Here is a 20,392-nt window from a genome sequence, read left to right as displayed (position 1 = left end):
CCCGCTCTATTTCATTTCACTTTTGGAAGCATTAACTGCTTATTTTCGCGTGATTCTTTATATAATACAATTGTATTTCCAATCACTTGTACAAGCTCTGCTTTCGCTCCTTTTGTTAATCGAGCAGCAACCGTGTCACGATCTTCGTCACAGTTTTGCAGAATGCTTACTTTTAATAATTCTCTTGCTTCTAATGCATCAGCAATTTGACCAATCATATTTTCATTGACTCCACCTTTTCCTACTTGGAAAATTGGATTTAAATGATGTGCTTTTGAACGTAAAAAACGTTTTTGTTTACCTGTTAACATAAAAACCTCCGTTGTATCTTATCTCTTAGTTAGTGTTGAAAGAACAATGTGTTCCATTGCCTCTTCGTCAGGACGGACGTTCGTCCACTTTTCAAATGCAAGTGCACCTTGCAGTACAAACATACCGACACCGTTATGAGTGCCTGCCCCTTTTGCTTCAGCCTCTTTTAAAAGCTTTGTTTTTAAAGGGTTGTAAATAATATCGCTGACTACGGCTTCTTTTTGCAATAAAGTAAGTGCTAATGGCAGCTCATCCACGTTAGGGTACATTCCCACTGAAGTGGTATTAATAATAATATCGAATGTATCTAATTGTTTTTCTGCATCAGAAATAGACATCGCCGCTGTTTTCGTCGAAAAAGGCAGCTCGTTAGCTAATACAGCTGCTTTTTCGGCGGTACGATTGCATATCGCAATTACCTCAGGAGCATGCTGAGCTGCAATTGTATAAAAAATAGCTTTTGCAGCTCCTCCAGCTCCAATAATTAAAATTCTTTTTTGGGATAAGCTTCCTTCTACTGCTTTGAGCAAAGACGTCACATACCCCTCGCCGTCGGTATTGTATCCAATATAACGGCCATCTTGATTAACAACTGTATTTACAGCGCCAATTGCCTTTGCTAATGGATCGACTTCATCCAAATGCTTCATAATATCAACTTTATAAGGAATCGTGACATTAAATCCTTGAATGTTTTTATCTTTTAGCTCTCCAATGGCTGACTCAAAATGAACAGGTTCAATTGGAAAAGCTTCATAATGAGCATCCATATTCAGACGTTTAAAGGCATCATTTTGCATCAATGGCGATAGTGAATGCCCAAGCGGATAACCAACTAGCCCATATAATGTACTCAAGATTTTTTCCCCTTTTTGTTTAAATTAAAGAATCGCGCACAAATACGCCGACTCCTTTTGGTGCATGCGCCACAACTTTTGAACCTGACTCATTAACCGTCACCCAGCCCAGCCCTGAAAAAACAATATCCGTTTTTTCATTTTTTATTGTAAATTCATGTGCAACCAGTTCAGGAAACTCATCCATTTGCTCTGGGCGCGGCGGCTGAAGCAGTTCACCTGCTTGCTTTTCATACAACTCATCTGCTTTTTCAAGCTTCGTACGATGGATATGCAAATCGTTCGATACATAACATGTTAATGACTTGCGGCCCCCCTGTACATAATCTAAGCGCGCCAGTCCTCCGAAGTATAACGTTTGCCCTTCATTTAGCTGATAAACCTTCGGCTTTATTTCTTTTTTAGGAGAAATCAGCTTTAAGTCTCGTTTATCTACATAGTGAGCCATTTGATGGTGATTAATAATACCAGGCGTATCATATAGAGATGCGCCGTTATCAAGCGGGATATCAATCATATCCAGCGTTGTGCCCGGATATTGAGATGTAGTAATAATATCTTTTTCTCCCGTTACTTCTTTAATAATGGCATTAATAAATGTTGATTTACCAACGTTTGTACATCCCACAACATATACATCTTTACCTTCGCGATAATGTTCAATGGCTTCGGCAATTTCTCGAATTCCTTGTCCTTTTTGCGCACTCATGAGGAACACATCCACTGATTTTAGCCCAAGCTCTTTCGCTTCTCGCTTCATCCAATGAATTAGTTTATTTTTCTTTATAGACTTTGGCAGTAAATCTGCCTTATTTCCCACTAAAAGGACCTTGTTATTTCCAACAAATCGATGCAAACCAGGTAACCAGCTGCCGTTAAAGTCAAAGATATCTACAACTTTTACAACTAAACCATCCGTTTGACCGATTCCATTTAAGATTTTTAAAAAATCATCATCTGTTAAGGAAACATCTTGTACTTCATTATAATGCTTCAAGCGAAAGCATCGCTGGCAAATAATAGCTTCTTTTTCTAGTGCTGATTTTGGAGCATAACCAAGTTCATTTGGTCGTTCTGTTTGAATCTCCACTCCGCATCCTACGCACTGTAATTTTTCTTCACTCACGTTTTAATCCTCCCAGTTAATCATACCTTTTCGTTTCATCCAACCTAGAATTCTTCGTTCCATTTTACGGTTAAATTTCGTTACAAATCCATCTGTTTGCGCAACTGGTACAACCAAAACCGTATATACGCCGAGACGATTTCCTCCTAATACATCCGTTAAAAGCTGGTCACCAATCACTACAACCTCATCTTTTTGCAGCTCCATATCACGAAGAGCTCTTCTAAATGCTTTACGCATCGGTTTGCGTGCTTTATATACAAATGGAAGTCCAACTGGATCTGAAAACAGCTTGACTCGTTTCTCCACATTATTCGATACAATCGTAATTTTAATTCCACTATCTTTCATTAACTGAAACCACTCAATTAATTCCGGAGTGGCATCAGGGCGATCCCATTCCACCAACGTGTTATCTAAGTCGGTAATAATTCCTTTTATTCCGCGCTCTTTCAAATCGTCTGGCTTAATTTGAAACACGTTTTTCACATGTTCATTTGGTAAAAAAAGTTTCAACACGTATCATGCACCTCGAATATATAGTTACATACTAAAATTAACGCCGTCTATCATTATAACGACTTCTTGTTATTTTCCAACCTAAAATTTTATTCTCTTCAAAAACAGGTCTTTTCTTAGTATAAAGGATATGCCTTGTGAATGCTTTAACTTTATACAGAAAGTTATTGACAAAAGGTAGCAAACCTCTATTTGTTCGTAGACTTACGATATGTTCACTCTCTGCAAACTTAAAATAAAAAATAGTGCAGAAAACGTTTATTACTGATCAAATAGGGTAAGTGGTAAACAAATTCTGTTAAAAGTTTTCGACAAAAAATGATAAGCCCAATTATGTGGATAAGTTTATACACATTATCCTCTGTTATAGTTCAGCAATTAATGGTAATTATAAACAACATACCCACATTTTATCCACCGAAAGCTGTGGATAACAGAACGATTGTTCCTTTATTTGATTCATGTTAGATTATAAATAAGGAATTTATTAGCATTTAAATATAACTTTTTAGGATATTTATTTTAGTAGGAGGTGGCGGCAATCTTATGAGAAAATTATCAGATGAGCTGCTTATTGAATCATACAGCAAAGCAACCGAACTGCAATTAAGCCCTGATTTTATAAAATTAATTGAAGAGGAAATTGAAAGAAGATCATTAAAGATTAGCATACAAATTCCTTCTTAACGAATAAAAGAGCCTTCTTAATAAAAGAAAGCTGCATCTTCATTTATCTATCTACTCTTTTATTATATAGGCTCTATTTTTTCAAATGAGCAATTGGTTCTCCATACTTTACATAAGAACCTGAGTGAACGTTAGAATCAAAAGTGATTGAGTTCTTCTCAAATAATAAAATGACAGTCGAACCAAACGTGAAGTAAGCCATTTCTTCCCCTTTTTCGACTACTTCTTTTTTAGAAACCGCTTCAATGCTGTTGATAAACATGGCTCCTACTTTTACCATCAGCATGTGACCATTTTCAAATGTTAACTCCGTGAGCTTCCGGAAATTTTTCACCAGCGGTTCTTTTCCGTACTTGATTCCTAATGAATTTACTGGATAAGACTTTTGTCCAACGGTCCACGTATTCCCCACTTGGGCTTTGAGAGGACTGTGAATACGATGATAGTCTTTCGGACTAAGATAGAGAATAATAAACTGTCCCTCTATATATTTTTCAAGAATGAGATCATTTGAAACCATTTCCTGTATAGAATAAGGTTTGTTTTTTACAATCATTTCTTTTTGAGGCGTAATGACTCCATATGCTTCTATCTTTGCATCTACAGGACTGACAACGCTGTCTTTCTGCTGATCGACCGGACGGGCAGAAGGGTTCAAACGGCGAATAAATAGCTCGTGTAAGGTTTGATAGTGATGCAGAGGCTTGTCCATTTCTTCTTTATTTACTTTAAAAACTTTTGTATAGGAGGGTATAACAAACCGACTCCATTTAGAGAAAGTGAATTTCCGAATGAGCTTCGATGATCCTTGATGATTCGTAAGCTCAATAAACGTTCGATACAGGTGCTGCAACAATAATTTTACCTCCACATACTGAATAGTTCTTTACTAGAATAAGGTTTGCGTCTACAATGAAATTACCATTATTTTTACCTTTAGTTCATTCCATCCTTTAAAGGAGTGAGGAAATTGTTTTTATTAGACTATCTAGATCATACAATTAAAAAGCTGAGATCCCAAGCGGCAAACTCCTTAACGATTGTTAATTTAAGTTTAGGAAGCTTTGCTATTTTATTTGTCATGAAAAATGAATTGAACTTAAGTTTATTACTGATTTTTTTAGCAGCGTTAGCAGACCGATTCGACGGCATGGTAGCCAGAAAGCTGCAAATTGAATCTGAACTTGGAAAACAACTGGACTCCATGTGCGATATTATATCATTTGGCATCGCTCCAGCTCTACTACTTTATCAAAGTATTTTGTCTCACTTTGGTGCTGCAGGTTCAATTGTTACCATCTGTTACATTGCTTGCGGAGCACTTCGTCTTGCTCGCTTTAACATCACAGAAAATACTGGGTATTTTACAGGGCTCCCTATTACCGCAGCAGGTTGTTTATTAACTCTTAGCTACTTGGGCGTCCCTTATTTGCCTTCACACTTTTATATGTTTTTAATTATCGTACTCGCTTGCTTGATGATTAGTACTTTCAAGCTAAAAAAAGTGTAGAGCTCCATTTACTTTTGCAGAGGAATATTATCGTCTTGCTTCTTTTCTTAATTATAGAATAAATCATCTTCTTTAAGAAACAAAGCGAAAATTCCTTAAGAATTCTTAAGAATGAATGGTTCTATTCGGTAGGATATGTCATCTAAAAAAACTCATGCACATGCATGAGTTTTTTTTAACACCAGCAGCTAAAAAACCAATAGAAGCTTCCGAAAATTAATAACAGAACAAACAGAACAATCAACAATCCAAGTCCCCAGCCGAAGCCTCCTCCACATGGGTAAGCTGGATAATTAGGATAACAGCAGCCTCCGTAACCGTACATACTTTCCCTCCTTACACTATGAACTACTACTAGCGTATGTACATACTTTTTTCTCTGTATAGGCTGGTAACTATCTATAAAGAAAAATCTGTGGACTTTTTCAAACTCTCTTGTCCCCGGGGGGAATTTTAAACGTACAGGCAAAGACATCCTTCTTTTTACATATAGTGTAATGTTAGTCTCTCACAAGTTGATATCCCCTTATGGAGGTGAAGAGATGTCTGCATTATTTACCGCACTAGGCTATTTCTTTAAAGAATTGGTTTTCCTTGTTTCCTACGTAAAAAACAATGCCTTTCCCCAACCCTTGTCTGCTGCTGAAGAAAAGAGATATTTATCTTTAATGGAACAAGGAGATCAAGAAGCGCGAAACCTTCTTATCGAACACAATCTCCGGCTCGTTGCGCATATTGTTAAAAAGTTTGAAAACACGGGAGAGGATGCGGAAGATTTAATTTCAATTGGGACAATCGGTTTAATTAAAGCAATCGAAAGTTATTCGCAAGGAAAAGGAACAAAATTAGCTACTTATGCCGCACGATGTATTGAAAATGAAATATTGATGCACTTGCGAGCGCTCAAAAAAACAAAAAAAGATGTGTCTCTCCATGATCCAATTGGCCAGGATAAAGAAGGAAATGAAATCAGTTTAATTGATGTATTAAAATCAGAATCAGACGATGTAATTGATATGATTCAACTAAATATGGAATTAGAAAAAATAAAAGAATACATCGATATTCTCGATGATCGGGAAAAGGAAGTAATTGTTGGTCGCTTCGGTTTGGATCTGCAGGATGAAAAAACCCAGCGAGAAATTGCAAAAGAATTAAATATTTCAAGAAGTTATGTTTCGCGAATTGAAAAGCGAGCGCTGATGAAAATGTTTCACGAATTTTACAGAGCCGAAAAAGAGAAAAAAAAGAGCGGAAAGAAGGAGAATTAATCCTTCTTTCCGCTCTTTTTTTAAAATAATTTCCAAATAATAATCCGTAGCAAACACATCATTACTCCCCCTACTAATCATTTAGGTGGAATCTTTCTCCACAAGCAGCCATACAACGATATATCCTTTTTGATTAATCATCATTCATCCACTCCTTTCCACTGTTCAAATTAGAAATGACGGTAAAACTCATACTTGCGGTCTTTTATTTCTTCTTCTAATTGTCTTACATACTGTTCATGCTTAATTTCTGCCTCAGAGTATTGACGAGACTTTATGGTAATAGTTAAAAAGAAAATGTTCAGTGTCATTACAATCACCTCCTTATACACAAAAAAGCCACAGTAATGCATAAGCATCCTGTGGCTGAAAAATAATAAAAACCACAGGGCTACTATTCGCACCTGTGGTGAATTAACGTGTTTTAATGATCAAAGTAAGAAAGTTACTTGATACAGGAACACGGCCGAATAGTATACGTATATAGACGATTTTTGAACATAGTTGAAACTGGATGACCCATAACTGATAAACGTCTTAACATATGACTCGACCTCCTTTTAATAAAGTATTTTCCTTACAATGGTAATTATATCCACAGACTCATAAAAAGTAAACTGTTTTTTTGAAAAATAGGGAATTTTTTTATTTTTTCAACCCTCATAAAAAAAAGACGATGTATGATCGTCTTTTTATATCTATTATTCTTTTTCTTTCATTAGTTCTTTTTTCAGTTTTTTAGTTTGATAACTAAAATAAAAGGCAAGAGCGGCAAAAAGAATAACGATGGCTTCCATTATTCCAAGCTGCATATCACTTTTTTCACCTTGGCCAATCATAACACCAATGTACAAGAATGTACTTACGGCTAGAAGGACGTAAATAAAGCGGCTGTAATCTTCAATTTTTGCTTTGATGCGTTGAGCTTTCATACAATCACCTTCTCAGTAGAATGTTATAACTCTACTCTATCATAGATCTATAGGTCTATAAAAATCCTATTTTTACCACCCTTATTTCAATGCCTCTTCTAAGTCTTCAATTAAATCTTCTACATCTTCAAGGCCTACAGAAATACGAATTAATCCATCTGTAATTCCTAGCTCTTTACGTCGGTCGCTCGGTATAGAAGCATGAGTCATTTTAGAAGGAATGGAAATAAGGCTTTCAATGGCTCCTAAACTTTCTGCTAATGTAAAATACTTCACTTTGCTCAGTACTTGTTTCGCTTTCTCTTCGCTTCCCACATCAAAAGAAACCATTCCTCCAAAACCTCTTGCCTGCTTTTTAGCAATGAGGTGGTTTGGATGGGTTTTTAATCCTGGATAATATACTTTTGTAACAGCAGGATGAGCAAGTAGAAATTCTACTATTTTCCCAGTGTTGAATTCATGTTCTTCCATTCGTATTCCTAATGTTTTAATCCCTCTCATCAAAAGCCAAGAATCTTGAGGTCCCAAAATGCCTCCAGTCGCATTTTGAATAAAATGAAGGTCTTCTGCCAATTTAGATGAATTCACAACGGCTAGCCCTGCTACAACGTCACTGTGGCCGCCTAGATACTTAGTTGCACTGTGCAGAACGATATCCGCACCTTTTTCGATAGGGTTTTGCCAATACGGGGTACTGAATGTGTTATCAACGATGGTAAGTAAATGATGCTGTTTAGCTACTGAAGAAGCCTGCTGCAAATCAGTAATTTTTAGGAGAGGATTCGTGGGAGTCTCGATATAAATAGCTTTTGTGTTGGGGCGAATTTCTTTCTTAATATTTTCGATGTCGCTTGTATCAATAAAAGTAGCTTCAATGCCAATACGGCTCAGCACTTTTGTAATCACTCGGTACGTTCCTCCGTAAACGTCATCTGTAATTAGCACATGATCTCCGCTGTTAAACAGCATGAATACAGCAGTAGTAGCTGCCATACCAGATCCAAACGCAAACCCAGCATATCCTCCTTCAATTTCTTTGATAAGTTCTTCTAAGGCGTGTCGTGTAGGGTTACCGGTTCTAGAATATTCGTATCCCGTATGTTTCCCAGCTCCCTCTTGTTTATAAGTGCTCACTTGATAAATAGGAACAGAGACAGCACCCGTCTGTTCATCGCCAACAATTCCACCATGAATTAACTGTGTTTTACGTTTCATCTTATCTTCCTCCACTGTAAATATTTTTACTTAAGTACCGTTCGCTGCTATCAGGAAAAATAGTGACAATATGAGCGCCTTTTTCTGCATTTTTTGCTTCGAGCAGGGCTGCTTCGAAGGCTGCTCCTGAAGAGCTCCCTACTAGTAACCCTTCTTTTAAAGCCAGCTCTTTCACTCTTTGAAAAGCATAAACATCTTCAACAGTATGAATAGCATTAAAATAAGACCGCTCCATATAATCAGGGATGAACTCCATTCCAATTCCTTCAGTTAAGTGAGGGCCGGATTTCCCTCCGTTTAAAATCGAACCTTCTGGCTCAACAATGACTGTTTTTAGAGAAGGATTTTTTTCTTTCAAAAATTTTGCTGTACCCATAAATGTTCCACCTGTACCTGCTCCAGCTACAAACACGTCGATTTTTCCATCAAGCTGTTCATATATTTCTGGCCCTAAGGTTTTGTAATAAGTCATAGGATTGGCCGGATTAGCAAACTGCTGAGGACAATAAGAACCAGGTATTTCACGCAGCAGCTCTTGAGCCTTGTTTATAGCACCTTTCATACCAGCTTCAGTAGGTGTTTGAACCACCGTTGCCCCCAAAGCCTTCATAAGCTGCTGTTTTTCAATACTGAATTTTTCTGGAACACATAGTATAACGTTTATTTCGTGCTGAAGAGCAGCTAAAGCCAGCCCAATCCCCGTATTTCCAGCAGTAGGCTCAACCACCGTTCCGCCTCGATTCAGTCTTCCAGAGCTAAGAGCTTCTTTCAGCAGTTCTTTTCCTAAACGATCTTTTACACTTCCTCCTGGATTAACATATTCCAGTTTAGCAAATATCCTGATTTCTCTGGGTAAATCAAATTGTGTAATCTCAATCATAGGTGTGTTTCCAATCAATTCATGAACGTTTTTGGCTACCTTCATAAGCTTGAACACCTCGCTATCGAATAATATAACTTAACCTATAAATAAAGTCGGAATTAAGGTAAAAATATAGTCTACACCCCATGTTATGATAAACGATGCAGAGTGTAGACGAAAACAAACTCTATATTTTACGAACAGCTTATTTTAATTTTGTAATAAAATTCAATACTAATTTCGTTGAATTAACAGCTGCTTTTTCTAAAAATTGCTCAAAAGAAACATTTGATTCTTTGCCGGCGATGTCAGAAAGAGCACGAAGAATAACAAACGGTACGCCAAATTGATAGCATACTTGAGCAACAGCCGCCGCTTCCATTTCAGCTGCATACAGGTCTGGAAACTTAGAGCGAACAAACTCTACGCGCACAGGATCGTTCATGAACGAATCACCTGTAGCAATTAGCCCTTTTACAATTTTCATATCCGTTACTTCAAGAGCGCTTTCTTCAGCAAGACGAACTAGTTTTTCATCTGCTTTAAAAGCTGCAGGCAAGTTTGGTACTTGACCGTATTCATAGTTGAATACCGTTACATCTACATCATGATGACGAACTTCTGTTGAAATAACCGCATCTCCTACGTTTAACTCCGGATGGAAGCCGCCTGCTGATCCTGTATTAATAACGTAATCAGGTTTGAACTTCTCTAGTAAGATGGCTGTAGATAACGCAGCATTTACTTTTCCAATACCTGATTTTAATAATACAACCTCCACACCGCTGATTGTTCCTGTCGAGTATTCACATCCTGCGATTACTGTTTCTTGACGATTTTCAATTTTATCGCGTAAAATCGTCACTTCTTCTTCCATTGCTCCAATGATTGCTACTTTCATTTTAAAACCTCTTTCTACTATTGTTTCGTTGCCTCCAATACCCACACAAAGTGATTAAATTGTGTAAAGGTTATGTGAAAACCATTGCTTTCAAAGATTTGCTTTAAGACGGGAATCGTTGTATAGTATTCCCTCTCTAGATCTTCTGCTAGTTGCGTATACCCTTTGTGTTTTGCCTGAACAATGGTATCAGCAAATGAATCCGCTGTTTCAAACATTGTATCAGCAAACACTATTTTACCACCGGTTTGAAGTAACTTTCCATAGTTTATCACAGCTTCTTCTTTTTCTTTATCTGTTAAATGATGAAAAGCATACGTACTAACTAAGCTCTCTGCTGGAAACAATGATGTATCAAATTGTAAAAAGTCTCCTGGTGTGACTAAAACATCTTCCCCTAATTTCTGGTGTGCCAATTGTCTCATTGGTACTGAAGGTTCAATTCCTACTACAGTCAGTTCTTTTTCTAACAGTTTTTTTGTTAAGTTTCCAGTCCCTGTTCCAAATTCTATCACATGCCCTATTGAACGGTCTGCTACATGCTCTAAGATTTCATTATAATTGCGAAACACTTCTCTATACTGTTCATCTTTCCCGCTTACCGATGCATCATATTCATTCGCCCACTTTTCAAAGATATCTAAAAACTCTAGACCCATAAAAAACGCCTCCTTATAACTAATAATTCTTATGGATATAGTATGTTTTTAGCTATCGTTTGTTCTTCATTTACAAATATTTTAAGCTTTTAACTTTCTATTTGCTATACTATAGTAATGAGGTAAGGAGGTCGTAAGATGAATTTTGAATTTGAAATGATTGAAGATAAAATAGAATTTTTTGAAGCGCCTGATGTTAAAATGCTTGAGAAACAAATTGCGGAAAAAATTGATCAAAATAAAGCGATTTTGCTTGAGGTTCATAGCGTATCTCATCAAATGTCTGTGGACTATGAACAAGGTAAAAAACTGTACTCTGCGGTTGTTCATTTCAAATTAAAAAAGCAGCGCTAGCGCGCTGCTTTTCTTATTGAAGCTTATCCACTACTGCGGGCTTCCAGCCTTCTCCATCTACCCATTCAATTTGAACGCGGTATTTTGTTGATGAGTTGCCTTTAGGACTAACCGTAGCTACCGCTTTACCTACGCCACCGTTATTCCCTAAACGCCATACGGTCATATTGCTTGGGCTAATGCCTGACCCTTCGCCTACAGCTTTTAGCATTTCGTTCCAATCCGTTGACCCTTTTTTATAAGTTGCTGCAGGTGCATCTTGTGACGTACCTACTGAATCCCATGAAGGATCTACCTTGCGTTCTGCCACGCCAGGCTCTGGATTTTTCTCTACTTCAGCCTGTGAATCTGAATCATTTGATTCTTCATCTGTTGCTTGGTCATCTTCAGAACTTTGATCGTCCGTTGCTTGATCATCTGTTGCTTGATCATCTTTCGAAGAATCATCGTCTTTTTTAGCCGTCTTGTCCGTTTTTTGGTCATTTGTTTGCGGATTGTTTTGAGTTGTTTCCGCTTGGTTATCCGATTTATCCTTGTTTCCAAGAATCATCGTACCACCGACAAATACAATTAAAACTGCTACGACAGCAATTAACAGATTATATAATCGGTTTACTTTTTTTTCTTTGTTTTCGTGTCTTGAAGAACGATTGTTATTCATTGCTACAATTTCCTCCAACTTTTATAATGCTTTATTCTAACATGTGTTTTCTTATACATGAAGCATCAAAATTTATTTGAAGTATATTTGTAATATTTTTTACAAATTCTTCTTGTTTTAACGTGTATTTAAGTCATACATCCCTTTAACAATATCATAAAATACGCTGTTTGTGGGAGATATCGCACTTTTTGTATTTAAATCCACTACTACCATTGCATATTTTGGATCATCTGCAGGAAAGTAACCCGCAAACCATTTATTGACGATATCTTCTTTCACATTGATTTCAGCAGTTCCTGACTTTCCTGCCACTTCATAAGGAAGCGTTTGAAATCTTCTTCCTGTTCCTTTTTCGCTCTGTACGACACCTTTTAAAAGCTGTTGCATAGAAGCAGCTGTGGCTTTATTAATGGTATCTCCTTTTAACCCGTGCTCTTTAAACGTATACAATGACGTGTTGTTTTTATACTCTAGCGCATCTACAGCTTTTACCTGTTTCTTTTCTCCTCCGCGTGCAATTGTCGCCATCATATTTGCTACTGCAAGCGGAGTCACTTTTACATCAAGCTGTCCAATTGCCGTTTGAGCTACAGCATTTGGTACTTTCTTTTCTCTTTCATTTGTCCAAACTCTTCCCGATTTTTCTCCTAAAAACTGCTTAAAATGTTCAAAGTGAAACACATCACCCGTCCATCCTACAGGCTGAATAAGCCCTAACTTATCGGCATATTGTTCAAGGATATTCGGATTAGATATTATCATTTCTTTTGCTAGCTGTGCAAACGTTGCATTACAACTTTGCGCGAAGCTTTCTTCAAACGTCAGCTGCCCTTTTTGATGATCTTCTTCTACATTATTGCCATAAATACTTTTATCGCAGTTATAGGTAAAAGAAGGCTGAATTTTATTTTGTTCAAGCGCTGCAGCTGCTGTTACGGTTTTAAATATAGATCCAGGAGTTTGTGGCGTCAGCAAACGATTTTCTACGCTGTCTGAACCATTTTGCTTTTTAAATGGATCTTTCTTATTAATCGAAGGCCTGCTGGCCATCGCAATTACTTTATTGTTTTTTATATCAATTAAGACGGCTCCTCCGTCTTTTAACTTATAATGATTTAATGTATTCTCTACTAGCTCCTGAGCAGACAAATCAAGCGTCGTACGCACACTGACTGGATAATACGGGTTAGCTGTGCCCGTGTATTTTACATCGATGCCAAACATAGGCCCACCTAGGCGATCAACATGATAAAGGAGCTTAGACTCCTGTTCTGGCAGCAAAAACTCGTCAAAAGCCCTCTGCATCCCTGAGATACCTACAGGCGTAGTTGATTTAATTGCTCCATTTTTTAATTTGTCACTATACTTCTCTTCAATTATTTGTTTGCTTTGTGCCTCTAGTCCGATTAAATGTTCAGCAAGAGGAACTGGACGCTCATCTTTTAGAGGAATTCCAAATACGCCAGGTACCTTTAATGCATTTATTTTTTCGACTTGTGCATGGGATAATTCTTTTGTAATAACAACCGGTGTTTTAGCATTCGCTAGTCTGTTCGTTAGTTCCTTTGGTTGCATTCCCACGATTTCACTTACTTGCTGAACAGGCCACTTCATTTTTTCTAAAAATGGAAACAGGACTAAGCGATTATGGGTGATAGATGTTAAAGACTGTCCATTTTTATCTTCAAATTTTCCTCGCCCGTCATCTACCACCATTTCCTGCGTACGCTGTTTTACGCTTCCTTCAATTAAGTTAATCTTTTTGTCAGTAAAAGATTCTGTGCTGACAAGCTGAAGTTGAACAAGCCGTGCTCCCAGTCCACTAATTAATAATAAAATAAAAATAAGAGTAATATAAATTCGCTTGTGAATTATTTTCATGACTACACCTCACTCTTTACAAGTGTCGACGTTGCCATTACTTTTAAAACCATTATCTTAAGAAATATTCATTCTTTTTTTCGTTTCACAAAAAAACTTGCTGATTCAGCAAGTTTTTATTATTAATTTTCTGTTAAAAATTGTTGAGTTGTTCTTAGCTTTCCTATTTTCGGAAAGATGTAAGAAAGAGTTGCTTCATGCTCTTCTTTTGTAAATGTCGCCATGGCATCCGTGATAAAAATTTGGTTATACCCATACTGAAATGCTTCACGAGCTGTGCTTTCCACACCAATATTTGTTGCAATTCCGCAAAGGACAATTGTATCAATTCCTCTTCGGCGAAGCTGAAGGTCTAAATCTGTCCCAAAAAAGGCTCCCCACTGACGTTTTGTCACAATATAATCATTCTCTTGAACATTAAGTCTTGGATCGAATTCCGCCCAGTCTGCAGGTCTTTCTTGAGGAGCAGATGGCTTTTGATCCGTTTCTGGCGTCAACGCATCTTTTCCATCTTGAAAATCTACTCGTACAAAACTAATAAATCCATTTTGTTCGCGGAAACGATTCACAAGCTGAACAGATTTCTCCACAATTTCGTCTCCTCCAATTGGAACAATCCCTTTTTGTAAATCAATTAAAACAAGCGCTGTTTTAGCAAAATCGATATCTTTCATTTTCATCTTTCCTTTCTTACATATCTTTTCTATTCTCTCCGCTTTTTAAAATCATATAAAAAAAGCTGACGCGTGTCAGCTTTTTTACTTACGAGCATTCAGTAGAACGCTTCCAACCAAATGTTTTACTTAACAGATACAATTTTCACTGACATATCTCCACCAGGAGTTTGAACAGTTACTTGATCTCCAATTTGTTTGCCCATTAGACTTTTAGCAATTGGCGAATCATTTGAAATTTTCCCTTCAAACGGATCTGCTTCTGCACTACCTACAATTGTATACGTTTCTTCGTCACCATCTGGCAGCTCTACAAATGTTACAGATTTACCTAATGATACAATAGAAGAGTTTTCTACATCTTCTTCAATAATTTTCGCATTGCGAATCATATTTTCAAGCGTTGTAATACGGCCTTCTACGAAAGCCTGCTCGTCTTTTGCAGAATCGTACTCAGAGTTCTCCGATAAATCTCCAAAACTGCGGGCGATTTTGATACGCTCTACAACTTCTTTACGTTTTACTGTTTTTAAATATTCTAGCTCTTGCTCTAGCTTTAGCTTTCCTTCTTCTGTCATTGGAAATACTTTTTCTTGTGCCATAATCCCTTCACTCCTTCTTGAACTCAAAATCTCTAGTGTATACAGTCCATTTCTGTATGTACAAAAAATTTTCCACTCTGTGGAAAAATCAGTTAATAGAGAAATGACAGCTTCAAAACAGAAGCTGCTCGTTTCTCTATTCTTTATAATGTTTGTGTTTAGTTAGCAGAATATGTCTGCATTGTCTTCAAAAAAATTCCTGCATCTATGCTATGTTATTATAAAATGGCATTTTGTTCAAGAATTGTTTGAATTTTAGTGACCATCAAATCAATCGCTACGTGGTTTTGACCGCCTTCAGGAATGATAATATCTGCATAACGTTTTGTTGGTTCAACAAACTGATTATGCATCGGGCGAACGACAGATACGTATTGATCAACAACTGACTCAAGCGTACGCTCTCGTTCTTTAATATCACGAAGCATACGACGAATGATACGAAGATCCGCATCTGTATCTACGTATAGCTTGATATCCATTAAATTACGCAAGCGCTGATCTTCTAGTACAAGAATACCTTCTAAGATAATAACATCTTTTGGTTCTTCTCTAATTACCTTTTCAGAGCGCGTATGAATTGCGTAATCATATACCGGTTTGTCAATGCTCTCATAATTTAATAAGTTTTGCAAGTGTTCAATCAGCAAATCATTATCAAATGCTAAAGGATGATCGTAGTTTGTTTGCAAACGCTGTTCAAACGGCACATCGCTTTGATCTTTATAATAATAGTCTTGCTCAAGAAGCATAATAGAATGCCCTTTAAAATATTCATAAATAGCTTTGGTTACAGTTGTTTTACCAGAACCGGATCCACCAGCGATACCGATTACAACGGGCTTTTTCCCCATTTTATATTTAAATCCCCTTTCGCATCATGTTATATGAAAATAGAGGTTGGTCCACTTTAAATTTCACAATTTGCAGCGGATGACGCGCAGCATCTAGTTCATTGCCATCTTCGTCCCAAATTTTATCTATTTTTTGCGTAAAGTTTTTAATTTCCGGACCGAAAAATTCCACTTCTTCTCCCGGTTTAAAATAGTTACGCTGTTGCAGTGTCACGATGCTTGTTTCTTCATCATAATTCAATACTAAACCAGCAAAATCAAATTTTGTTTTCTTGCCGTGTACGCCAAACATTTGCTCATCTACTCCAGGAACTCCTTCAAAAAAGGCAGGAGCCGTATCGCGGTTTGCACATTTGTCTAGCTCATCAAGCCATTCTTTTTGAATCACAAAATTCTCAGGATCTGCACAGTATGCGTCAATCACCTTGCGATACACGCTCACCACTGTTGCGATATAGTGAATCGACTTCATACGTCCTTCAATTTTTAAGCTATCAATACCCAGCTCAATCATTTGAGGGATAGATTGAATTAAATTTAAGTCTTTTGGACTCATTGCAAACGGATCGTCTTGCTCATCAAATAAAGCCGTTTCCGTTTTACCGTCTTCTACTTTAAATAAATCATAGTCCCAACGGCATGATTGACAGCAGCCTCCGCGGTTTGAATCACGCGCTGTCATATGGTTACTTAGCACGCAGCGGCCTGAATAGGCAATACACATCGCTCCGTGAATAAAAGCTTCAATTTCAATATCCACTTTTTCTTTCATTTCGCGCATTTCTTCAGCACCCGTTTCACGAGCAAGTACAACACGTTCTAATCCTTCTTCTTTCCAGAACTGAACGGCTTTCCAGTTTGAAAGTGATTGCTGCGTACTTAAATGTACTTCAAGCTTAGGTGCAACGCGTCGACAGGTTTCGATAATTAACGGATCAGCTACGATGATTCCAGAAACACCAGCGCGCTCTAATCCCATTAAATAATCTTCAAGTCCGTCCATATTTTCATTATGAGCAAAAATGTTTGTTGTAACATAAATACGTGCGCCGTATTTGTTTGCAAACTGAACACCTTCTGCCATTTCTTCAAATGTAAAGTTATCTGCATTTGAACGAAGGCCAAACTCTTTTCCTCCGATAAACACAGCATCTGCTCCATAGTGTACGGCAACTTTTAATTTTTCAAGGTTACCGGCTGGAGCTAACAACTCAGGCTTCTTAGTAATAACTCGTTTACCTTCTACTACAGTATCGATTTGAACAGCCATCGTTTGTACCTCCTTTGTTTATCTTTTTTTGCATGCTTTTTAATATACCGTTTCTTTAAAGAAAAACCCTGTGTCTAACGGACGGTTAATCGGCTGCAAGCTTTCAATTTCTTCTAACAAATCGACTTTAACGTTTTCGTATTCTTCACGGTCATCTACACATAAATCAATCGCTTGACGATATTTTTTTGTTACTTCTAAAATATATTGCGGTGACTTTAATACGCCGTCAATTTTGAATACATCTACTTCAGCATCAATCATTTCGGAAAGCTCATCGATAATGCACATATCATTTGGACTCATAATGTGCGTTCCATTTTCATCTTCGAAAATTGGATACTTATTGTTTCGCTCATTATCAAGTAAAAACATATCTTTTTCCACTTTACGATTTTCAATTTCCATGACTTTTCCTTGATACTCAAAGTAGTTGCCAAGAAGTGAACGTTTTGATTGGAACATGCACGTCATGCCATGCACCTGAACTTCAATTTCTACTTCGGCTTTTTCTTTGATATCAATGATGCTATCCATGCTTAGCTCACGAGCAAGAACTGCGCGCTTAGCTCCTTTACGCCCCCAGTAGTTACATGAATACCAGTTTGTGCCCGTTGTTTCAGTACTCCAGTGCATCTTCATTTCTGGAGCTGTTTCACGCACTGCCATCAATACAGCAGGATCTCCAAATACAATCGCATCCACGCTTGCTTCTTTTAAGAATAAAATATATTCATTTAGTTCGGCGATTTTATCATTGTGAAATAATCCGTTCATCGCTACGTAGACTTTTGCATTATGCTGATGAGAAATATTTACAGCTTCTACGATATCTTCACGTTTGAATTCACCTGCTAAACGCAAACCGTAGCGCTGTTCACCAACCATAATAGCTGTTGCTCCAGCTTGTAGTAATGATTCGATTTCTGAAACTGCAGTTGGTGTCACTAATAGTTCTGGTTTTTTCATTCTTGGTCACCTCTTTTAATACTAATCGCGATTCCGTCTCCAATAGGGAGAATAGTTGTATAATAATCGGGATGATTCATCAGCCACGTATTGTATGCCTGAATTTTTTTAATTAAGCTGCGGCGTCGACGTGTTTCTACTTCGGCCAAATCGGTCGCTACGTGACCTTTAAATAGTACGTTATCCGAAATAATCATTCCTTTAGAAGACAGCATCGGCTCATAATGTTCAAAAAAACGCTGATACTGACCTTTAGCTGCATCAATAAACACTGCATCATAAGGACCATGACGTTCAATCTCATCTCTAAGCTCTAGTGCATCTCCAAACAACGACACAATTTTATCTTGTTTTCCCGCCCGTTCAATAAATTCTTGCGCTTTTTGGTAACGCTCTTCATTTCGTTCTACCGTAACCACTCGTGCCTCTGGAAGCGCATGGGTCATTCGAATAGACGAATATGCAATCGCTGTTCCAATTTCTAATATATGTTTTGGCTGATGAAGACGAAGAATTTGCAATAGCGTTTCAACACCAATCAATTCCATAATCGGAACGTGATGTTCTTTTGCATAAGCTTCCATTTCTTCAATAAGCTCCTGGCGCTTAGGAATAAGCTTTTCCACATACTGCTCTACGTTTTGTAAAAGCAAAACACTTCCTCCGTTCTCAGAAGTACATTTTACATTATGTTTTCATAACGTTTTATTACTGCAAAATAGTAAGACAACTAGTCTATTATAAGTTTTTTTCGTTTTTACGTAAACCCGATATATTTTAACATAAAAGATGGGGAATGCGAAGTATCGCGATTCCCCAATTTTAAATTTCCACTTATTTTTCGGTATTTTGCTTTTCTTTACCTGTAATATGCTTGGCTTTTTCTTTGTTATGTTCTTCTAACGTTTTGGTAAAAATAACTTTTCCTTCAGGTGTGGCCAAGAAGTATAAATAATCTGTATTGGCTGGATGTAACGCAGCTTTGATTGACATCAAACCAGAGCTGGCAATTGGTCCTGGAGGCAACCCTTTCACTTTATAAGTATTGTAAGGGGAGTCCACTTCTAAATGCTTATAGAACACGCGGTCTTTATGCTCTCCTAAGGCATATAAGACGGTTGGATCCGTTTGAAGAGGCATATTTTTTTCAAGGCGATTATAAAAGACGCTGGCAATTTTTTCTCGGTCGACTTTTGCAGTTGCTTCCTCTTCAATCAGAGAAGACATGGTTAACAATTTATGTGCACTGAATTTTTTCTTCTCCATTTGCCCACTGTACTGACCTAATACATTATTTGTTTTCCCTACCATTTTATCCAATATTTCATCTAACGACACATTTTTATCATAAAAATCATACGTAACGGGATATAAATAACCTTCTAGCGGATGTTTAATATCTTTTTGCATCACTTCATCCGTTACTAAATCTGGATATTTTTCTTTCATTTTATTGACGAATGCCTTATCGTCTAGCTTTTTCATGACTTCATCTTTTGTAAACTTTGTATTTTTAGCAATGATATCAGCAATTTCGACAAGCTGACGTCCTTCTGGAATGGTGACACGAATATCCGGTTGTTTTGAAACCTCGCCTTTTTCCATTTTTTCAACCATTTCCCCTAAGCTCATGGAAGGAGAAAATAAATACGTTCCAGCTTGAAATCCAGACACATGGGTTAATTTTACGTAATAGCGAAATGCACTTTTACTTTTAATTAAATCTTCTTTTTGCAATACCGTACCAATCGATTGGACGGAAGAACCTTGTGGAATGGTCACATTTACTTTTTTACTGCTGTTTCGATCCACGGGCGTTAAGCGGGATTGAGCATAGAAAAATGCACCGCCAACTAGTAAAAGAAGTACGATAATTGTAATAAAAATAACTCGTTTTTTTCTTGAACGATTAGGTGGTAAAAATGTTTGTTGCGACAAGCAGCTTCCTGGTTAAATCTACTTCTGTAAAAGAAGATACAACCAGTTTCACCTCTTTTCTTCTTGATTTTTTATAAGTATGAACAGAGAGGAGACATGAGATTGCGATTCATTCGTATCGCCTATAGGTGTGAGATGGTATCGCTTCCTTAAACTCTCGCCTCTTCTAAAATTTTTCCATGATTTATGTTATTGTCTGCCCAAAGTCTAGTTTCATCCGTTCAAACAATGAATTCTTTTATTAAAATGCACTCTCACACGCAGGAATTATTATACTACAATTTATCTTATTTTTCGTCATTATCATACAATCTGCCCTAAGAATGCAAGGAAAA

General features: G+C 37.2%; 25 protein-coding genes. 4 read left to right on the top strand and 21 right to left on the bottom strand.

Annotated elements, in window-relative coordinates:
• Nucleotides 1–11: 11 nt before the first annotated feature.
• From yhbY to AC1DEF_RS01590, 4 genes are read right to left on the bottom strand one after another with little or no spacing between them, the layout of a single operon-like run.
• Nucleotides 12–311, bottom strand: coding sequence for a ribosome assembly RNA-binding protein YhbY (gene yhbY / locus AC1DEF_RS01605; RefSeq protein WP_043976166.1), 300 nt, complete (start codon nucleotides 309–311; stop codon nucleotides 12–14).
• An 18-nt stretch (nucleotides 312–329) separates the two neighbouring features.
• Entirely contained in the window at nucleotides 330–1,169 is an 840-nt protein-coding gene (gene aroE, locus AC1DEF_RS01600) for a shikimate dehydrogenase (RefSeq protein ID WP_080781554.1), read from the bottom strand.
• A 19-nt stretch (nucleotides 1,170–1,188) separates the two neighbouring features.
• Nucleotides 1,189–2,295, bottom strand: a complete 1,107-nt coding sequence (yqeH, locus tag AC1DEF_RS01595; protein WP_043976164.1) for a ribosome biogenesis GTPase YqeH — start codon at nucleotides 2,293–2,295, stop codon at nucleotides 1,189–1,191.
• Nucleotides 2,296–2,298: 3 nt separating this feature from the next.
• On the bottom strand, nucleotides 2,299–2,811 hold the full coding sequence (locus tag AC1DEF_RS01590; RefSeq protein ID WP_013059263.1) for a YqeG family HAD IIIA-type phosphatase: 513 nt from the start codon (nucleotides 2,809–2,811) through the stop codon (nucleotides 2,299–2,301).
• A gap of 549 nt (nucleotides 2,812–3,360) precedes the next feature.
• Between AC1DEF_RS01590 and AC1DEF_RS01585 the strand changes: the two genes are divergently transcribed.
• On the top strand, nucleotides 3,361–3,501 hold the full coding sequence (locus AC1DEF_RS01585; protein WP_013059264.1) for a sporulation histidine kinase inhibitor Sda: 141 nt from the start codon (nucleotides 3,361–3,363) through the stop codon (nucleotides 3,499–3,501).
• Between the two features lie 73 nt (nucleotides 3,502–3,574).
• Here the strand turns inward: AC1DEF_RS01585 and AC1DEF_RS01580 are convergent, their stop codons facing one another.
• Nucleotides 3,575–4,357, bottom strand: a complete 783-nt coding sequence (locus AC1DEF_RS01580) for a phosphatidylserine decarboxylase (protein WP_013085076.1) — start codon at nucleotides 4,355–4,357, stop codon at nucleotides 3,575–3,577.
• A 114-nt stretch (nucleotides 4,358–4,471) separates the two neighbouring features.
• Between AC1DEF_RS01580 and pssA the strand changes: the two genes are divergently transcribed.
• On the top strand, nucleotides 4,472–5,011 hold the full coding sequence (gene pssA, locus AC1DEF_RS01575) for a CDP-diacylglycerol--serine O-phosphatidyltransferase (protein ID WP_013059266.1): 540 nt from the start codon (nucleotides 4,472–4,474) through the stop codon (nucleotides 5,009–5,011).
• Between the two features lie 175 nt (nucleotides 5,012–5,186).
• Here the strand turns inward: pssA and AC1DEF_RS01570 are convergent, their stop codons facing one another.
• Complete coding sequence (locus AC1DEF_RS01570; RefSeq protein ID WP_014458166.1) at nucleotides 5,187–5,336, bottom strand: hypothetical protein; 150 nt, start codon at nucleotides 5,334–5,336, stop codon at nucleotides 5,187–5,189.
• Nucleotides 5,337–5,553: 217 nt separating this feature from the next.
• On the opposite strand from AC1DEF_RS01570, the gene sigK reads away from it, so the two are divergent.
• Entirely contained in the window at nucleotides 5,554–6,282 is a 729-nt protein-coding gene (gene sigK, locus AC1DEF_RS01565) for an RNA polymerase sporulation sigma factor SigK (RefSeq protein WP_013059268.1), read from the top strand.
• 170 nt (nucleotides 6,283–6,452) lie between these two features.
• Here sigK and AC1DEF_RS01560 read toward each other — a convergent pair whose 3' ends face one another.
• The 6 genes from AC1DEF_RS01560 to AC1DEF_RS01535 all read right to left on the bottom strand — a co-directional run bounded on the left by AC1DEF_RS01560 (nucleotide 6,453) and on the right by AC1DEF_RS01535 (nucleotide 10,851).
• The gene (locus tag AC1DEF_RS01560; protein ID WP_013059269.1) at nucleotides 6,453–6,593 is read right to left on the bottom strand and encodes a YrzI family small protein; all 141 of its coding nucleotides are present in this window, start codon (nucleotides 6,591–6,593) and stop codon (nucleotides 6,453–6,455) included.
• A 390-nt stretch (nucleotides 6,594–6,983) separates the two neighbouring features.
• Nucleotides 6,984–7,214, bottom strand: coding sequence for a YrhC family protein (locus AC1DEF_RS01555; protein WP_013085078.1), 231 nt, complete (start codon nucleotides 7,212–7,214; stop codon nucleotides 6,984–6,986).
• A gap of 81 nt (nucleotides 7,215–7,295) precedes the next feature.
• On the bottom strand, nucleotides 7,296–8,429 hold the full coding sequence (locus AC1DEF_RS01550) for a bifunctional cystathionine gamma-lyase/homocysteine desulfhydrase (protein ID WP_097824617.1): 1,134 nt from the start codon (nucleotides 8,427–8,429) through the stop codon (nucleotides 7,296–7,298).
• 1 nt (nucleotide 8,430) lies between these two features.
• Nucleotides 8,431–9,354: a PLP-dependent cysteine synthase family protein gene (locus AC1DEF_RS01545; protein WP_043976161.1), complete on the bottom strand. Its 924-nt coding sequence runs from the start codon at nucleotides 9,352–9,354 to the stop codon at nucleotides 8,431–8,433.
• Between the two features lie 142 nt (nucleotides 9,355–9,496).
• The gene (gene mtnN / locus AC1DEF_RS01540; protein WP_028411671.1) at nucleotides 9,497–10,192 is read right to left on the bottom strand and encodes a 5'-methylthioadenosine/S-adenosylhomocysteine nucleosidase; all 696 of its coding nucleotides are present in this window, start codon (nucleotides 10,190–10,192) and stop codon (nucleotides 9,497–9,499) included.
• A gap of 17 nt (nucleotides 10,193–10,209) precedes the next feature.
• Complete coding sequence (locus tag AC1DEF_RS01535; RefSeq protein WP_097824618.1) at nucleotides 10,210–10,851, bottom strand: class I SAM-dependent methyltransferase; 642 nt, start codon at nucleotides 10,849–10,851, stop codon at nucleotides 10,210–10,212.
• 138 nt (nucleotides 10,852–10,989) lie between these two features.
• Between AC1DEF_RS01535 and AC1DEF_RS01530 the strand changes: the two genes are divergently transcribed.
• Nucleotides 10,990–11,205 carry a DUF2536 family protein gene (locus tag AC1DEF_RS01530; RefSeq protein WP_013085082.1) on the top strand — a complete coding sequence of 72 codons (216 nt, stop codon included), beginning with the start codon at nucleotides 10,990–10,992 and terminating at the stop codon, nucleotides 11,203–11,205.
• Between the two features lie 13 nt (nucleotides 11,206–11,218).
• Here the strand turns inward: AC1DEF_RS01530 and AC1DEF_RS01525 are convergent, their stop codons facing one another.
• The 9 genes from AC1DEF_RS01525 to mltG all read right to left on the bottom strand — a co-directional run bounded on the left by AC1DEF_RS01525 (nucleotide 11,219) and on the right by mltG (nucleotide 20,057).
• On the bottom strand, nucleotides 11,219–11,866 hold the full coding sequence (locus tag AC1DEF_RS01525) for a YrrS family protein (RefSeq protein WP_328257671.1): 648 nt from the start codon (nucleotides 11,864–11,866) through the stop codon (nucleotides 11,219–11,221).
• 117 nt (nucleotides 11,867–11,983) lie between these two features.
• Nucleotides 11,984–13,750 (bottom strand): peptidoglycan D,D-transpeptidase FtsI family protein, encoded by a 1,767-nt coding sequence (locus tag AC1DEF_RS01520; RefSeq protein ID WP_097824619.1) that lies wholly within the window; start codon nucleotides 13,748–13,750, stop codon nucleotides 11,984–11,986.
• Nucleotides 13,751–13,872: 122 nt separating this feature from the next.
• Nucleotides 13,873–14,430 (bottom strand): isochorismatase family protein, encoded by a 558-nt coding sequence (locus tag AC1DEF_RS01515; protein ID WP_026106703.1) that lies wholly within the window; start codon nucleotides 14,428–14,430, stop codon nucleotides 13,873–13,875.
• A gap of 119 nt (nucleotides 14,431–14,549) precedes the next feature.
• Nucleotides 14,550–15,026 carry a transcription elongation factor GreA gene (gene greA / locus AC1DEF_RS01510; RefSeq protein WP_013059279.1) on the bottom strand — a complete coding sequence of 159 codons (477 nt, stop codon included), beginning with the start codon at nucleotides 15,024–15,026 and terminating at the stop codon, nucleotides 14,550–14,552.
• 218 nt (nucleotides 15,027–15,244) lie between these two features.
• Entirely contained in the window at nucleotides 15,245–15,880 is a 636-nt protein-coding gene (gene udk, locus AC1DEF_RS01505; protein WP_013059280.1) for a uridine kinase, read from the bottom strand.
• 7 nt (nucleotides 15,881–15,887) lie between these two features.
• Nucleotides 15,888–17,150, bottom strand: coding sequence for a peptidase U32 family protein (locus tag AC1DEF_RS01500; protein WP_013059281.1), 1,263 nt, complete (start codon nucleotides 17,148–17,150; stop codon nucleotides 15,888–15,890).
• Nucleotides 17,151–17,189: 39 nt separating this feature from the next.
• Nucleotides 17,190–18,119 carry a peptidase U32 family protein gene (locus AC1DEF_RS01495; protein WP_477727293.1) on the bottom strand — a complete coding sequence of 310 codons (930 nt, stop codon included), beginning with the start codon at nucleotides 18,117–18,119 and terminating at the stop codon, nucleotides 17,190–17,192.
• Complete coding sequence (locus AC1DEF_RS01490) at nucleotides 18,116–18,772, bottom strand: O-methyltransferase (protein ID WP_013059283.1); 657 nt, start codon at nucleotides 18,770–18,772, stop codon at nucleotides 18,116–18,118. The genes AC1DEF_RS01495 and AC1DEF_RS01490 overlap by 4 nt, the downstream gene beginning before the upstream one ends.
• A 181-nt stretch (nucleotides 18,773–18,953) precedes the next feature.
• Entirely contained in the window at nucleotides 18,954–20,057 is a 1,104-nt protein-coding gene (gene mltG, locus AC1DEF_RS01485; protein ID WP_097824620.1) for an endolytic transglycosylase MltG, read from the bottom strand.
• Between the last annotated feature and the right edge of the window lie 335 nt (nucleotides 20,058–20,392).

The sequence above is a fragment of the Priestia sp. 10L35 genome (assembly GCF_056395685.1).
The sequence above is the reverse complement of the archived record's forward strand: the minus strand, read 5'-3'. Positions and strand labels throughout refer to the sequence as shown.

Bases quoted from the DNA above. Each gene is read 5' to 3' on its own strand.
- yhbY (WP_043976166.1), bottom strand. From the start codon at position 311: ATGTTAACAGGTAAACAAAAACGTTTTTTACGTTCAAAAGCACATCAT.
- AC1DEF_RS01585 (WP_013059264.1), top strand. From the start codon at position 3,361: ATGAGAAAATTATCAGATGAGCTGCTTATTGAATCATACAGCAAAGCA.
- AC1DEF_RS01570 (WP_014458166.1), bottom strand. From the start codon at position 5,336: ATGTACGGTTACGGAGGCTGCTGTTATCCTAATTATCCAGCTTACCCA.
- sigK (WP_013059268.1), top strand. From the start codon at position 5,554: ATGTCTGCATTATTTACCGCACTAGGCTATTTCTTTAAAGAATTGGTT.
- AC1DEF_RS01560 (WP_013059269.1), bottom strand. From the start codon at position 6,593: ATGACACTGAACATTTTCTTTTTAACTATTACCATAAAGTCTCGTCAA.
- AC1DEF_RS01555 (WP_013085078.1), bottom strand. From the start codon at position 7,214: ATGAAAGCTCAACGCATCAAAGCAAAAATTGAAGATTACAGCCGCTTT.
- AC1DEF_RS01550 (WP_097824617.1), bottom strand. From the start codon at position 8,429: ATGAAACGTAAAACACAGTTAATTCATGGTGGAATTGTTGGCGATGAA.
- AC1DEF_RS01545 (WP_043976161.1), bottom strand. From the start codon at position 9,354: ATGAAGGTAGCCAAAAACGTTCATGAATTGATTGGAAACACACCTATG.
- mtnN (WP_028411671.1), bottom strand. From the start codon at position 10,192: ATGAAAGTAGCAATCATTGGAGCAATGGAAGAAGAAGTGACGATTTTA.
- AC1DEF_RS01535 (WP_097824618.1), bottom strand. From the start codon at position 10,851: ATGGGTCTAGAGTTTTTAGATATCTTTGAAAAGTGGGCGAATGAATAT.
- AC1DEF_RS01530 (WP_013085082.1), top strand. From the start codon at position 10,990: ATGAATTTTGAATTTGAAATGATTGAAGATAAAATAGAATTTTTTGAA.
- AC1DEF_RS01525 (WP_328257671.1), bottom strand. From the start codon at position 11,866: ATGAATAACAATCGTTCTTCAAGACACGAAAACAAAGAAAAAAAAGTA.
- AC1DEF_RS01520 (WP_097824619.1), bottom strand. From the start codon at position 13,750: ATGAAAATAATTCACAAGCGAATTTATATTACTCTTATTTTTATTTTA.
- AC1DEF_RS01515 (WP_026106703.1), bottom strand. From the start codon at position 14,430: ATGAAAATGAAAGATATCGATTTTGCTAAAACAGCGCTTGTTTTAATT.
- greA (WP_013059279.1), bottom strand. From the start codon at position 15,026: ATGGCACAAGAAAAAGTATTTCCAATGACAGAAGAAGGAAAGCTAAAG.
- udk (WP_013059280.1), bottom strand. From the start codon at position 15,880: ATGGGGAAAAAGCCCGTTGTAATCGGTATCGCTGGTGGATCCGGTTCT.
- AC1DEF_RS01500 (WP_013059281.1), bottom strand. From the start codon at position 17,150: ATGGCTGTTCAAATCGATACTGTAGTAGAAGGTAAACGAGTTATTACT.
- AC1DEF_RS01495 (WP_477727293.1), bottom strand. From the start codon at position 18,119: ATGAAAAAACCAGAACTATTAGTGACACCAACTGCAGTTTCAGAAATC.